We start from the raw sequence: 13658 nt of genomic DNA on the forward strand, positions 1-13658 counted from the left end.
AGGGACTTCAGCCGAGCGAAGCGGGTGCGGATCTGCCCTGGCTGCGCTGAACGCGCGGCCGGGGCAGGTCCTGGGAGCCGTGTACGGAGGGCGTCCCCTCCCCCCGCACACGGATGGAACGAAGGGCCCGAGCGGGTATCGGGTCCGGCGTCAGTGGGCGACGACCGGCACCGGCAGCTCGTCCTCGACCCCGTCGCCCGCGGCCGACCCGGCGACGGTGGTGCCGCCCGGCCGTCCGGCGTTGATGAAGGTCAGGGCGATCACGGCGGCCGCCACCAGGATGCCGACGGCGAACCAGATGGCGCTGGTGTAGCCCTGCACCTGGCCCTGGAGCTGGACCAGCTGCTGCTGGGACCGGGAGGTCGCACCGCCGATGTGGTCGGCGACGTAGGACGTGGTGGCCGAGGCCGCGATCGTGTTCAGCAGCGCCGTACCGATCGCGCCGCCCACCTGCTGCGAGGTGTTGACCATCGCCGAGGCGACTCCGGCGTCCCGCGCCTCCACGCCCATGGTGGCCATGGACATGGCCGGCATGAACGCCGTACCCATGCCGAGGCCGAGCAGGAGCATGCCGGGCAGCAGCACACCGGCATAGGAGGTGTTGATCTCCAGCTGGGTCAGCAGCAGCATGCCGACGGCGGCGACCAGGAAGCCGGGGCCCATCAGCAGCCTGGGCGCGACCCGGGTCATCAGGCGGGTGCCGATCTGGGTGGAGCCGGTGATCATGCCCGCGATCATCGGCAGGAAGGCGAAGCCGGTCTTCACCGGCGTGTAGCCCTTCACGACCTGGAGGTAGTAGGTCAGGAAGAGGAACAGGCCGAACATCGCGATGATCGCCAGGCCCAGCGAGAGATAGATCCCGCCTCGGTTGCGCTCGGTGATCACCCGCAGCGGCAGCAGCGGGGCCTTGACCCTCGACTCGACGACCACGAAGGCGAGCAGCAGCACGGCCGCGGCGACGAACATGCCGACGGTCAGCCCGTCGCTCCAGCCGTTGGACTCGGCGCGGGTGAAGCCGTAGACGAGCGAGACCAGGCCGAGGGTGGACAGGATCACGCCGGGGATGTCGAGCGGCGAGCGGTTGCGGCCGCCCTGGGGCTCACGGATGACGAGGTAGGCACCGGCCGCGGCGACGATGGCGAACGGGATGTTGACGAAGAACGTCCAGCGCCAGTTCAGGTACTCGGTGAGGAATCCGCCGAGGATCAGACCCACGGCGCCGCCGCCACCGGCGATCGCGCCGTAGATGCCGAAGGCCTTGGCGCGCTCCTTGGCGTCCGTGAACATCACGGCGAGCAGGGAGAGCGCGGCGGGCGCGAGCAGGGCGCCGAAGACGCCCTGGAGGGCGCGGGAGCCGAACATCATCGCCTCGTTGGTGGCCGCGCCACCGAGCGCCGAGGCCACGGCGAAGCCGGCCAGGCCGGTGACGAAGGTGCGCTTGCGGCCCCACAGGTCGGCTATCCGGCCGCCGAACAGCAGCAGACCGCCGAAGGCGAGGGCGTAGGCCGTGACGACCCACTGCCGGTTGCCGTCGGAGATGCCGAGGTCCTGCTGGGCGGAGGGCAGGGCGATGTTCACGATGGTGGCGTCGAGGACCACCATCAGCTGGGCGAGCGCGATGAAGACGAGCGCTTTCCAGCGTCCGGCGTCCGGGACGCCGGGAGCCTTGACGGCTGTTTGAGACATGGGGATACCCACTTCGGGACTTCGTGACGGAAAAAAGGACGAGTAAGACGCGTAGGGGGACGACTGACCTACGGCGACGGCCGGAGGGTCGGGTGTCGCGGAGCTACGGGAAGCAGTGGTGCTACTGGTCGCAGGGCCGGCGCAGATCCTCCATGGTCACTTCGCTGCCGGGCAGGACGGAGCGGGCCGGTGCCCGCAGCCCGTCCAGGAACAGCTGGAGATGGCGGTGGACGAACCGGTCGGCGCTCAGGCACCCCGTACCGGCCGGGGGCCGGCTCAGCTGGGCGGCGGCGATCATAAGGTCGCCCACGCCCACGTCGCTGCGGAGCTGACCGGCCGCCTTCGCCCGGTCCATGACCTCGGCGACGAGTCGTTCGACCCGTTCGCGCGCCGCTTCCAGGTCGGGGTGGTGCTGGTCGAACGTGCTGGAGACCATCGGACACAGGGCGCTGATCCGCTCGTCGGCGGAGGCGTGCACGAAGCGCTCCAGCGCCTCGAACGCGTCACCGGTCTCCGCGAGGGCCAGCTCGGCCGCCCGTGCCGTGCGGTCCATGACCGAGCAGACGACCTCGCGGACGAGGGCGTCGCGGTCGGGGAAGTTGCGGTACACCGTGGCGTTGCCCACGCCGGCCCGGCGGGCGATCTCGTCGAGCGGCACCTCGGGGCCGTGCTCGACGAACATCTCCCGGGCGGCGGTGACAATCCGCTCCCGGTTGCGCAGAGCGTCGGCACGGGGCCGGGACACCTTGCGCTGCTCGGGGGTCGCGGTCTGCACGGCGTACTCCTCGGTGGAGAGCTTCGCGATCCGGGGAGGCAGTCCCCGTTTCGCTCGGACACAGGGCTAAACGGGGAAACGATCCCCGGTTATTTCCCGGACCCGAGAAGAAACACCGTGACCTGAGTCACAGCACCGGAACGAACCGGCTCCTCACCCTCCGTGAGGACCCAACGCCCGCCCCACGGGCGGAAGCTACCGGCGAGAAACCCACGATCGGCCGCTTCAGCGCGCGCCCGCACACCCCTCGGCACAGGGTGAGCGCAGGAGCGCAGCCGGTGCCGGGCGGCTGCCGTGATCCGGGGAGGTCCGCATGCAGGCGCAGCCGCCGAGCCGACGCATACGTCCGCGCCGGCTGGCCGCGATCGGGACCGTCGGCGTCCTGACCCTCGCGCTCAGCACCTCGGCGAGCACCGGCGGCCTCGCGCCGGGCACCGCGCCCGCGGGCGCCGGACCGGCCTCCCTCTCCCGCTCCTCCGCGCACGGCCCCTGCATGATCAGTGGTGGACCCGAGATCCAGATGTCCGAGGGCGTCCCGACCTCCCCCGGCTACGCCCCCTCGACCGGCACCGTCCGGGCCCTGAACCTGATGATCGACTTCTCGGACGCGCCCGGCGAGGGCGAGGCGCTCGACCGGTTCGCGGAGTTCTTCCCGAAGACCGAGGAGTGGTTCCGCACCAGCTCCTACGGCCGCCTCGACTACCGCCCCGAGACCCCCGTACGGGACTGGCTGCGGATGCCGAAGTCGTTCGCGGAGTACGCCATAGAGCGCGGCGCCCCCTTCGAACCCGGCTACCGCACACTGGTCCAGGACCTCGTGGCGACGGCCGACGCGGAGGTGGACTTCCGCTCCTACGACCTGCTGAACGTGCTGGTCACCCCGAACGCGGGCCCGTCCGCCCTGGACACGGTGCTGTCCGTGACCTTCGCCGGGAACGCCGACGCCCCGGTCGCCGACGGCGTCCCGGTGGCCAACGCGTCCTTCGTCTACTCCCGCCAGGACGACGGCTCCGGCTCCTACGGCGAGACCGGCTACCGGGTGCTGCCGCACGAGAACGGCCATGTCTTCGGGCTCCCCGACCTCTACACCCAGGAGGGCGGGGGCGCGGTCGGGCACTGGGACATCATGAGCGAGGACTGGGGCGCCAACAACGACCTCCTCGGCTGGCACAAGTGGAAGCTGGGCTGGCTCGACCCCTCCCAGGTGCACTGCGCCGCCGAGGCCGGGACGACCGAGTACACGCTGACGCCGCTGGCCCGCAAGGGCGGCGACAAGCTGGTGGTCGTCCCGCTGGACGGCGAGTCCGGCTACGCGGTGGAGCTGCGCACCCAGGCGGGCAACGACGAGACGGTGTGCCGGCCGGGTGTACTGGTCTACAAGGTCGACGCGGACGTCGACACCGGCATGGGCCCGGTGAAGGTCTACGACTCCCGGCGCGACAGCGGCGGCTGCACCCGCGGCCCGAACGTCCACGCCGAACTCTCCGACGCCGCCTTCACCCCGGGCGAGACCTTCAAGGACCCGGCCCGGGACGTCACGATCACGGTGTCGGGCGCGGACGGGAACGGCGACCACCGGGTGCGGGTCACCCGCGGCGGGCGGGATTAACGTAGCCCTGCCGCGAACGCCGTACCGGAGAGCCGATGCCCGCCAACACCACGAACGCCGTCGCCCCCGACGGGGCCACCGCCGTGCCGGACGAGGCGGTGGCGCCGCTGCTGCGCGGGATCACCGTGCTGCGCCGGCTGACCGAGGCGGACGGCGGCGCGCTCAGCCTCAGCGGGCTGGAGAAGGCCACCGGACTGGCCAGGTCCACCGTCGACCGCCTCACCGCGACCCTCGCCCGCGTGGGATACGTCCGCCTGGACGGCCGCGACGTGTCCCTCGCCCCCCGGCTGATGGAACTCGGCAACGCCTACCTCGCCGCGCTCCGTCTGCCCGGCCTGCTGGCCGCCCGCGCCGACGCCCTCGCCGACGAACTGGACGAGTCGGTGTCGCTGGCGGTCGGCGACCGGGACGGCATCCGCTTCATCCACCAGGCCACCCGCCGCCGCGCGATGTCCCTGAGCTTCCGCATAGGCGACCTCCTCCCCGCCGAACGCACCGCGCCGGGGCCGCTGTTCGCCGCCGAGTGGACGCCGGCCGACTGGCACCGCTGGCACCGGCGCCGGGCGGCCGACCCGGAGGACCGCGGCTTCCCCGCCGTACCGCCGCGCGAACACGGCACCCCGGACGAGGACTTCGAGCGGCGTACGGAGCAGGCGGCGGGCGACGGCTGGGCGCTGGACGACCAGTTGATCGAGCCGGGCCTGGTCGCGGTCTCGGTCCCGGTACGCGACCCCGGCACCGGACGGGTGGCCTGCGTGGCGAGCGTGGTGAGCCACACCAGCCGCCACACGGCACCGGACCTGCGGGCCGCCCTGCTCCCCCGGCTGCGCGCGGCGGTCGCCGCCATGGAGGACGACCTGCGCACCGCGCCGCCGCCGGAACCGGGGCCGCCGCCCTCCGGCCTGGCCACCTGGACCGGTGCGTCCAAACAGGAGCTGGGCCGGGAGTTCGTCGAGTCGCTGGCCCGCGGGCTGACCGTGCTGACCGCCTTCGGCGAGGGCCGCCCGGCGCTGACCCTCACCGAGGTCGCGAAGGCCACCGGCCTGGCCCGCGCGACCGCCCGCCGGGCCCTGATCACCTACGAGCACGCGGGGCTGGTGGCACCGGCGCCCGACCGGGCGTTCACGCTCACCCCCCGGGTGCTGTCCCTCGGCTTCCCGCCGCTCTCCCGCACGTCCCTGCCCGAGATCGCCCAGCCGCACCTGACCGCGCTGGCCGGCCGCGTCCACGAGTCGGCGGCGCTGGCCGTCCTGTCGGAGACGGGCGAGGAGATCCAGTACACGGCCCGGGCGTCCACCGGCCGCGTGCTGAGCGCCCGGGTCACGGTCGGTACCCGGCTGCCCGCGTACGCGACCGCGCTGGGGCGCGTGCTGCTGGCCGGCCGCCCGGACGGCGCCGGGGCACCGTCCGACGTGCTGCGGGAGGTGCGGGCGCGGGGCCACGCCCTGGTCGACGAGGAGCTGGAGGCCGGGCTGCGCGCCGTCGCGGTCCCGGTGCGCGACCGTACGGGACGGGTGGTGGCCGCCGTGAACGTGGCGATGCACGCGGCCCGCCGCACGACGGAGGAGTGCGTGTCGCGGGTCCTGCCGGAGCTGCGGCGCACGGCGGACCTCATCGAGACCGAACTGCGGGTGGCGGGGCGCTTCTGCCGGGTGCCCGCCGTCTGACCCGTCGGAGACGGGGGCGGGCCGGGGGGGGGGCGGACCGGCGGCGGACCGGGGGCGGGTTCAGTGCGAGGCGAGCGCGTCTCGGTCTCCGCCCGGCGTACGGCCGCCACCTCGGCGAGACCCCGCTACGGGCCCTTGTCGGGAGCGGGACGGGTGTCCTAGGCATCTCGGCGGCGCAGGACCGCGGCGCCGGCGGCGTAGGCGGCCAGCGCCCACAGCAGGAGGACCAGCAGGGCGGTTCCGCCGCCGTACGGGTCGCTGTCCTGGGTCAGCAGGACGGTGCCGGCGACGCCGGGCAGGTAGTCGGAGGCGGTCTCCAGCCACTTGGCGCCCACCACGCCCATCAGTTGGGGCAGGGCGAGCAGCACCATGATGAGGGTCGTGATGGTGCCCGCGGCGCTGCGCAGGACGGTGCCGAGGCCGATCGCCATCACGGCGAGGAGGGCGAGGTAGACCCCGGCGCCGAGCGCGGTGCCGAACAACTGGCCGCCGGTGTGGTCGCCGTGGTCGCCCATCAGGGGTGCGGCCACCAGGGTGCCCAGCAGGCTGAAGACGAAGCCGGCGACGACCACGACCGCGGCGACCACCAGGGTCTTGGAACGGAGCATCCGGCCGCGCTTGGGCACGCTCTGGAGCGTGGTGCGGATGGAGCCGCTGGAGTACTCGCCGGTGAGGGCGAGGGTGGCGAGCACCACGATGGCCAGCTGGGAGATGAGGAAGGCCTGCGAGGCGTGGTGCGGGGCGGGCATCGTGACGTCGACGCCCTTCTTCGCGCTGGCGTCGGCCGACGCGCCGACGACGGCGGCGAAGCCCACGGTGAGCACCAGGCCGACGACCAGGTTCCACCAAGTGGCCCGGACGCTCCAGAACTTGGTCCACTCGAACGCGACGGCACCCTTGAAGCCGCCGCCCTTCACGGGACCCACGAGCTTGGGGACGGTTGCAGTAGTCATATCCAGTCACGCCTTCTGGTGGTCCGGGACTTCGGTGGCCTGGGAGAGCGCGGGCGAGCCGTACTCCACGCTCGCGGCGGTGAGTTCCATGTACGCCTGTTCCAGGCTGGCCCTGCGCATGCTGAGTTCGTGGAGGGGGACGCGGTGGTGGAAGGCCAGGTCGCCGATCTCCTCCAGGGTGCCGCCCACGACGAGGAGTTCGCCGGGCCCGGAGCCGGCGTCCGGCTCGACCCGCAGACCGGACTCCAGCAGCTCGCGCCTGAGCACGTCGGGCTGCGGGGTCCGGACCCGGACGGCGGTCAGCGAGCTGCCCGCGATGACCTCCTCGATGGGCGCGTCCGCGATGATCCTGCCGCGTCCGATGACCAGGAGGTGGTCGGCTGTCTCCTGCATCTCGCTCATCAGGTGACTGGAGACGAAGATCGTCCTGCCCTCGGCGGCCAGGGAGCGCATCAGCTCGCGGACCCAGCGGACACCGTCCGGGTCGAGGCCGTTGACCGGCTCGTCGAAGAGCAGCACCTTCGGGTCACCCAGCAGGGCCACGGCGATCCCGAGCCGCTGGCCCATGCCGAGGGAGAAGGAGCCGATGCGCTTCTTCGCCACCTCGGTCAGGCCGACGGTCTCCAGGACCTCGGCGACCCGGGAGGCCGGGATGCCGTTGCTGCGGGCCAGACCGAGCAGGTGCTGGTGGGCCGAGCGGCCGGGGTGGCCCGCGCGGGCGTCGAGCAGGGCACCGACCTCGCGCAACGGGTGCCGCAGCTCCTCGTACCGCTTGCCGCCCACCAGGGCCCGCCCGGACGTCGGCGCGTCCAGACCGACGATCATGCGCATGGTCGTCGACTTTCCCGCGCCGTTCGGGCCGAGGAATCCGGTGACCTTTCCCGGACTGATCTCGAACGAGAGCTCCGAGACGGCCGTCTTGTCGCCGTACCGCTTGGTCAGCCGGTCCAAAGTGATCATCGCGTGGTGGCTCCTTCCAACGTCACGTCCTCGACGCTAGGGAGCGGGGAAGGGCGAAAACATCTGGCGATCGGCAACGACCGCATGCGACTTTCGGCAGATCCAAAGCCCGCAACGCCTCTTGTAGCGTGCTGGAATGCGCCGATGGCAGGCCGTGCGCCGACGAATCGAATCGCTTCTGCGAGTCCTGGGCTCCGAACGCCCGTTCGCCCGGCGCGGCGATCCGGTGCTGCTCCTGGTACTGCTGACACCCTCCGCGTTCAGCACCGAGGCGCTCGTGAGCACGCCGGTCAGCTGGCTGTCCGCGTGCCTGGCCATCACGGCCGCGGTGGCGGTGCGGCGCACCGCTCCGCTGCTGTCGCTGCTGCTCGCGGCGCTCCTCACGCTGCTCTGTCCGTGGTTCGGCGCGAGCCTGTGGCCGTCGATGGCGGCGGTGGTGCTGAGCTGCCTCGCGGGCCGCAGGCTGACCCGGCTGTGGCCGGCCCACCTGGTGTTCCTGTGCGTCGCGGTGGCCGGGCTCCCGCTGGTGAGCACGGTCGCCCAGCCCAAGGACTGGCTGAGCCTGCTGATGACGGAGTTCATCGCCTGTGTGCTGCCCTGGTGGGCGGGCAACTGGTGGAGTCAGCGCACCGCGTTGACGCACGCCGGCTGGGAGCACGCCGAGCAACTGGAATGGCGTCAGCGCTACATCGCCGACCAGGCGCGCCTGAAGGAGCGGGCCCGGATCGCGCAGGACATGCACGACTCCCTGGGTCACGAGCTGAGCGTGATGGCGCTGCTCGCCGGTGGTCTCGAACTGGCCCCCGGTCTGTCGGAGCAGCACCGGGAGTCCGTCGGGCAGTTGCGGGAGCGGTGCACGATGGCCGCCGAGCGGCTGCACGAGGTGATCGGGCTGCTGCGGGAGGACCCCACGCCCTCACTGACCCCCGCCCACGAGTCCGTCGCCCAGCTCGTGCGCCGCTTCCAGCGGTCGGGCACGCCGGTGGAGTTCCGGGAGGACGGGGCGCGGGACCGGCCGGGCACCCCGCTGCTGTCCGGCCTCGCGGCCTACCGGGTGGTGCAGGAGGCGCTGACCAACGCGGCCAAGCACGCGGCGGGTGCCCCCATCGCCGTACGGGTCACGCACACGGCGGAAGAGACCGTGGTCACGGTCGTCAACGAACGGCCTGCGCAGGGTGCGGACGTGCCCGCGACGGGCAGCGGGTCCGGGCTGATCGGCCTCGACGAGCGCGTCCGGCTCGCGGGCGGCACGTTGCGGACCGGCCCGCGGGCGGGCGGCTTCGAGGTGCACGCGCGCCTGCCGCGCGGCGCGTCCTCGCCGTCGCGGCACATCGGACCGCACACCGGCGACCACGACACGGCCCGCGGCGGCGTCGGCGGCGAGGACGCGGGTCCCGGCGCCGCGACGACCGGGCGGGGCGCCGGAACCGGGACCGACGCGGCCCGTCCCGCGCCCGTCGCACCGTGGCTCAGCGCCTCGCGGACCGCGCTGCTGCGCACCCGGGCCCGGCTCAGGCGCGACGCGCGGCGGGCCGCGTTGATCCCGGTGGTGCTCGGTGCCGCCCTCGTGGCGCTCCTCGGCGGGCTCTACGTCTTCACCTCGGCGACGACGTCGCTCAGCCCCGAGGACTACGCCGGGATACGTGCCGGGGAGACGCGCGACGAGCTGGCGCCGGTGCTGCCGGACCGGCGGATCAGGAAGCCGCCGCCGGTCACCTCCGAGCCGGCCGTGCCGGCGGGCGCGACGTGCGAGTACTACCGGGCGAGCAGGAATCTCCTCGACTTCGGCGACACCATGTACCGGCTGTGCTTCGAGGACGATGTCCTCATGACCAAGGACACGCTCTGACCGACCGTCTCTCACCACCAGGGAAGAACCGGATGATTCGCGTACTGCTCGCCGACGACGAGACCATCATCAGGGCCGGGGTCCGCGCCATCCTGACGACCGAGCCGGGCATCGAGGTGGTCGCCGAAGCGTCCGACGGGCGGGAAGCGGTCGAACTGGCCCGCAAGCACCGCCCGGACGTGGCGCTGCTCGACATCCGGATGCCGGAGATGGACGGCCTGACGGCCGCGGGCGAACTGCGGACCACCAACCCGGACACCGCGGTCGTCGTCCTCACCACCTTCGGGGAGGACAAGTACATCGAGCGCGCCCTCGACCAGGGGGTCGCCGGATTCCTCCTCAAGGCGTCCGACCCGCGCGACCTGATCTCCGGCGTGCGGGCGGTGGCGTCCGGGGGGTCCTGCCTCTCCCCGCTGGTGGCGCGGCGGCTGATGACCGAGCTGCGCCGGGCACCCTCGCCGCGCTCCGAGGCGTCCGGGGAGCGCACCACGCTGCTGACCAAGCGGGAGCAGGAGGTCCTCGGCCTGCTGGGGGCCGGCCTGTCCAACGCGGAGATCGCGCAGCGGCTGCACCTGGTCGAGGGCACCGTCAAGACGCATGTCAGCGCCATCTTCACCCGCTTGGAGGTCCGCAACCGGGTGCAGGCGGCGATCATCGCCTATGAGGCGGGGCTGGTGCGGGACGCCGGCACGGGGTCTGTCTGACCCTTCCCGTCGTCCCCGGGAGGGAGGGACAGGTCGTACGCGCCGATCGAGCCCATGCTGCGCAGGAACTCCGGGAAGCGGCGGGGCCACGCCGGTCTCCTCCTTGATCCGCACGATCAGTTCAGCTCGGCGGCGGCCGGCGAGCCAGCTCCGGGTCCCGCAGCAGCGCCGCGTCCGTGATGTCCGCCGACTCCACTGGGCGTACACCTCTGGGGCTCAGGTTGATTCGACGCCTCGAAGCGAGATCGGGCTGCGCTGTGCCGGCGGCCGATATGGGGCACCTATCGCGCCGCTATCAGGGGTACGAACGCGGGCGAACCGATCAAAGGGGGCGCGGGCCCCCACCCGGACCCCCCCACTCCCCACCTCGCCCGCCACCACCCCTCCCCCACCCCACCCGCTACACTGTCCGCGACGGCCCAGCCCTGCCGGGCCGCCCGCCTTCGTAGCTCAGGGGATAGAGCACCGCTCTCCTAAAGCGGGTGTCGCAGGTTCGAATCCTGCCGGGGGCACAACGCGTTACCGCTCTGACCTGGGGCTTCTCCGCCAGGGAGGCGTTTTAACCGGCCTCGGACTCCTCGTCCGGGGCCGTTTGCGTGAGCGGTGCGTGAGCGGACGGGGAATTGATCTCCCGGATATCTCCCGACGGATCAGCATCATCCGGCACGGACTCCGGGCCGGGATCCTCCGCGTCGTCGGGCTCGCATTCCGCTTCGGGGGCGGTGTTTTTGGAGGTGGCGCGGGCGCGCGGGACGAGCCGGGCTGCGGCCTCGGCGATCGCCAGGTCCGCTTCGGGGAGCAGGCTCGTGTACGTGTCGGCCGTGATGGTGATCGAGGAGTGGCCGAGCATCTCCTGGATGTCCTTCAGGTCGGCCCCGGCCGCGTGAGCGAGGGTCGCGGCGCCGTGGCGGAGGTCGTGGAGCCGGACGGGTGGGAGGTCGATCTCCTCGTACAGCTCGATGAACCGTCGCGTGACGTTGGCGGGGTGGAGCATCTCGCCGTTCTCCTTGGTGAAGACGCGGCCGGTCTCCACCCAGGCGTTCTCCCACTCCTTGCGGTCCTTGTCCTGCTGGGCGCGGTGCCGCTTGAGGGCCTGGACCGTGTCGGAGTCGAGCGCGATGGTCCGCGCGCCGGCGTCGGTCTTGGGGTCGTCCTCGTACACCTCCCAGCCGTCCACGACGAGTTGCTTGGCGACGGTGATGAGCCCGGCATCCAGGTTGGTGTCGGTCCACTTCTGGCCGCACGCCTCGCCCCGCCGCAGTCCGCGGAACGCGATCAGGTGGAACAGCGCGTACAGGCGGTCCTCCGCGACGTGGTCGAGGAAGAGGCCGGTGTGCTCCGGCGTCCAGACCATCACTGACGACGGCTTCTCGCCGGTGCGCTTCCAGTGGAGGATGCGTTCCTCGGTCCATACGAGGGCCTTGGGTCGCTTGCCCGCCTCCAACTCGACGTGGGCGGCTGGGTTGAAGGTGATGAGCTGCTGAGCGATCGCGGCGTTGAGTGCGGCCCGCAGGGTGGAGCGGACGCGCTGGCGTGTGGCCGGACCGACGATGCGGCGGTAGGGCTCCATCTCTGCGATGGCTGCCTTCATCGCCTTACGACGGGCTCGGTGCTCGCGCCCCTTCCAGGGGATCTGGGCAAGGTCCTCGAACGCCTTGCGGCGGGCGGCGTTGCCTTCGGCGATCTCGACGTTGGCCTCGGCAATGGCCTCGAACATCTCGGACAGGTGGGCGACCCGAAGGCGGTCCAGCCGCAGGTGCCCGATCCTCGGTTTGAGGTGCACCCTGATGTTGCTCTCGTCGCGGCTGATGGCGCTCTGATGCCCCTTCTTGCCTGCCAGCCACATGTCCAGCCACTCACCGACCGCGAGTCGGCTCGTCAGGTCCAGGCCGTGGCTGAGGCGCCTGCGGGTCGCCTCGATGTTCGGCAGCGGCGACTTCTCGTCGGCCACCTTCTCCAGCAACTCGGCGATCTGGGACAGGCCCTCCGCGTCGTCGGCATCGGCGAGTCCGATGAGGGCGCGGACGTGGTCGAGGTCCGCCTGGGCCGCCTTCAGGGACTCGTAGCCGGCGCGGCTGAAGGAGCGGCGGGTGCCGTCCTCGCGGGGCGGGAGCTCCTGGCGTATGGAGTACGAGCCGTGCTTGCGGCTGGAGAGCTTGGGGCACTTCTTGCCGAGCGGTTTTCCGGTATGGGGGTCGCGGCAGTAGCAGCGGCGGTGGGTGGAGCCCTTCAAAGGCGTTCCTCCTGGGTGGCGTTGGGTTCAGGTTCGGGCGGGTCGACATCGCCCAGTGCGGGGGGCAGGTCGGGTGGGGTAGCGCCCTCCTCACGGAGTTCGCGGCGGAGGTGGCGGAGGCTGTACTTGGCGGAGATGGCCTGGTCGGCGTACTCGGTCCGCTTGCGCTCCGCTTCTTCCTGCCGGGCACGGCTGGTGGCAGTCTTGGCTACGAACCGTGCCCGTTCTTCCTCGTCGAGTGCGGCGAGCGCGGTTTGCACCAGGCTGGCGTGACGCTCGAAGTCGGGGACCAGGCCAGCGTCGTACATGGGCACTTCCTGCTCGCCGGTGAAGCGTCGTAGGGCGTCCCAAGTGGGGATGAGGTCCTGGAAGGGGAGCTCCTGGGTCTCCTCGACGTAACCGACCGGGAAGATCAGGCACACCGGGTACGTCTCTAGGGCCGCCGCCAGGACCATGACGTCCACGAGTGGCAGGTTGGCCCGGCGTCCGGACTCCATGTTGGCGATCACGTTGCGCGGGATGGGATGCCCGAGCTGCTCGCACCGGTCCGCGAGGTCCTGTGCACTCCATCCCATCTCCTTCCTTCTGCGCCGGACTTCGCCGGCCACGTTGGCCTTGATCCGATCTGCCCACTCCGGGAAGTCGTCCTCATCAGCATCCACACCGCGTTGTGTCATGCAGACACATTAACTTGACCATGATGGTTGGTACACGCCTGGAGCCGGACGTGATGGGCACGTTCGCCGAGGGCTGTACCGAAAGGGGCGCACTGCATGCACGAAGACGCGACGGCTGGACAGCCGAAGGGCTCGAAGGGGATGAGCCGGGAGGAGCTGCTCGCCCTTCCCGTTGCCGTTGACCTGGAGACAAGCAATCGGGCTCTGGGGCTCGGGCGGAGCAAGGGGTACGAGCTGGCGAAGCGTGGCGCCTACCCGTGCAAGGTGCTACGGCTCGGCAACGCCTACCGGGTCGTGACCGCGGACCTGCTGGAGCTGCTCGGACTGGCGGCGTGAAAGGGCGGCAGCGTAGCAGACGGTTCTGCGCTGAGCTGACACAGAAACGCTGGACTGTTGCCGGGCGTGAACGTACTGTCCGTGTTCCCTCAGGGAACAAAGCCGAGCGTCCCGTCTCGGGACACAGCGAGTGTTCAGTCCCTGAACACAGCGGGCCTCCGGCGTTGCCTCGCCGGAGGCCTGGGAAACTCCCTCGCCCGCATCCAACG

Annotated in this window: 11 protein-coding genes and 1 tRNA gene; 6 read left to right on the top strand and 6 right to left on the bottom strand. The window is 71.7% G+C overall.

Annotated features, from left to right (window positions below):
• Positions 1 to 150: 150 nt before the first annotated feature.
• Positions 151 to 1686 carry an MFS transporter gene (locus ACFW01_RS04470; protein WP_384502352.1) on the bottom strand — a complete coding sequence of 512 codons (1536 nt, stop codon included), beginning with the start codon at positions 1684 to 1686 and terminating at the stop codon, positions 151 to 153.
• 121 nt (positions 1687 to 1807) lie between these two features.
• The gene (locus tag ACFW01_RS04475; protein WP_234957204.1) at positions 1808 to 2461 is read right to left on the bottom strand and encodes a TetR/AcrR family transcriptional regulator; all 654 of its coding nucleotides are present in this window, start codon (positions 2459 to 2461) and stop codon (positions 1808 to 1810) included.
• Between the two features lie 313 nt (positions 2462 to 2774).
• Between ACFW01_RS04475 and ACFW01_RS04480 the strand changes: the two genes are divergently transcribed.
• Together ACFW01_RS04480 and ACFW01_RS04485 are read left to right on the top strand one after the other, a co-directional pair.
• The gene (locus ACFW01_RS04480) at positions 2775 to 4070 is read left to right on the top strand and encodes a M6 family metalloprotease domain-containing protein (protein ID WP_384502353.1); all 1296 of its coding nucleotides are present in this window, start codon (positions 2775 to 2777) and stop codon (positions 4068 to 4070) included.
• 35 nt (positions 4071 to 4105) lie between these two features.
• On the top strand, positions 4106 to 5737 hold the full coding sequence (locus ACFW01_RS04485; RefSeq protein ID WP_384502354.1) for an IclR family transcriptional regulator C-terminal domain-containing protein: 1632 nt from the start codon (positions 4106 to 4108) through the stop codon (positions 5735 to 5737).
• 158 nt (positions 5738 to 5895) lie between these two features.
• Here the strand turns inward: ACFW01_RS04485 and ACFW01_RS04490 are convergent, their stop codons facing one another.
• Both ACFW01_RS04490 and ACFW01_RS04495 read right to left on the bottom strand, forming a co-directional pair.
• Positions 5896 to 6690 (bottom strand): ABC transporter permease subunit, encoded by a 795-nt coding sequence (locus ACFW01_RS04490; RefSeq protein WP_234957201.1) that lies wholly within the window; start codon positions 6688 to 6690, stop codon positions 5896 to 5898.
• Positions 6691 to 6696: 6 nt separating this feature from the next.
• A complete protein-coding gene (locus ACFW01_RS04495; RefSeq protein WP_234957200.1) occupies positions 6697 to 7650 on the bottom strand; it encodes an ATP-binding cassette domain-containing protein in 954 nt (317 codons plus the stop codon).
• Between the two features lie 136 nt (positions 7651 to 7786).
• Between ACFW01_RS04495 and ACFW01_RS04500 the strand changes: the two genes are divergently transcribed.
• From ACFW01_RS04500 to ACFW01_RS04510, 3 genes are all read left to right on the top strand, one after another.
• Positions 7787 to 9499: a sensor histidine kinase gene (locus ACFW01_RS04500; protein WP_384502355.1), complete on the top strand. Its 1713-nt coding sequence runs from the start codon at positions 7787 to 7789 to the stop codon at positions 9497 to 9499.
• A 32-nt stretch (positions 9500 to 9531) separates the two neighbouring features.
• Positions 9532 to 10203 (top strand): two component system response regulator, encoded by a 672-nt coding sequence (gene absA2 / locus ACFW01_RS04505; protein ID WP_234957198.1) that lies wholly within the window; start codon positions 9532 to 9534, stop codon positions 10201 to 10203.
• 439 nt (positions 10204 to 10642) lie between these two features.
• Positions 10643 to 10715: transfer RNA gene (locus ACFW01_RS04510), tRNA-Arg, on the top strand.
• Between the two features lie 47 nt (positions 10716 to 10762).
• Here the strand turns inward: ACFW01_RS04510 and xerC are convergent.
• Together xerC and ACFW01_RS04520 are read right to left on the bottom strand one after the other, a co-directional pair.
• Complete coding sequence (gene xerC / locus ACFW01_RS04515) at positions 10763 to 12436, bottom strand: tyrosine recombinase XerC (protein WP_384502356.1); 1674 nt, start codon at positions 12434 to 12436, stop codon at positions 10763 to 10765.
• Positions 12433 to 13098 (bottom strand): helix-turn-helix domain-containing protein, encoded by a 666-nt coding sequence (locus tag ACFW01_RS04520; protein WP_384502451.1) that lies wholly within the window; start codon positions 13096 to 13098, stop codon positions 12433 to 12435. Before ACFW01_RS04520 ends, xerC begins: the two co-directional genes overlap by 4 nt.
• Before the next feature lie 111 nt (positions 13099 to 13209).
• On the opposite strand from ACFW01_RS04520, the gene ACFW01_RS04525 reads away from it, so the two are divergent.
• The gene (locus ACFW01_RS04525) at positions 13210 to 13449 is read left to right on the top strand and encodes a hypothetical protein (protein WP_384502357.1); all 240 of its coding nucleotides are present in this window, start codon (positions 13210 to 13212) and stop codon (positions 13447 to 13449) included.
• Positions 13450 to 13658 lie beyond the last annotated feature (209 nt).

It is taken from the genome of Streptomyces sp. NPDC058985, from assembly GCF_042740985.1.
Taxonomy (GTDB): Bacteria; Actinomycetota; Actinomycetes; order Streptomycetales; family Streptomycetaceae; genus Streptomyces.

Excerpts from the sequence above, each read along its gene's own strand:
- absA2 (WP_234957198.1), top strand. The coding sequence starts at position 9,532 with ATGATTCGCGTACTGCTCGCCGACGACGAGACCATCATCAGGGCCGGG.
- ACFW01_RS04495 (WP_234957200.1), bottom strand. The coding sequence starts at position 7,650 with ATGATCACTTTGGACCGGCTGACCAAGCGGTACGGCGACAAGACGGCC.
- ACFW01_RS04485 (WP_384502354.1), top strand. The coding sequence starts at position 4,106 with ATGCCCGCCAACACCACGAACGCCGTCGCCCCCGACGGGGCCACCGCC.
- ACFW01_RS04525 (WP_384502357.1), top strand. The coding sequence starts at position 13,210 with ATGCACGAAGACGCGACGGCTGGACAGCCGAAGGGCTCGAAGGGGATG.
- ACFW01_RS04490 (WP_234957201.1), bottom strand. The coding sequence starts at position 6,690 with ATGACTACTGCAACCGTCCCCAAGCTCGTGGGTCCCGTGAAGGGCGGC.
- ACFW01_RS04500 (WP_384502355.1), top strand. The coding sequence starts at position 7,787 with ATGCGCCGATGGCAGGCCGTGCGCCGACGAATCGAATCGCTTCTGCGA.
- ACFW01_RS04480 (WP_384502353.1), top strand. The coding sequence starts at position 2,775 with ATGCAGGCGCAGCCGCCGAGCCGACGCATACGTCCGCGCCGGCTGGCC.
- ACFW01_RS04470 (WP_384502352.1), bottom strand. The coding sequence starts at position 1,686 with ATGTCTCAAACAGCCGTCAAGGCTCCCGGCGTCCCGGACGCCGGACGC.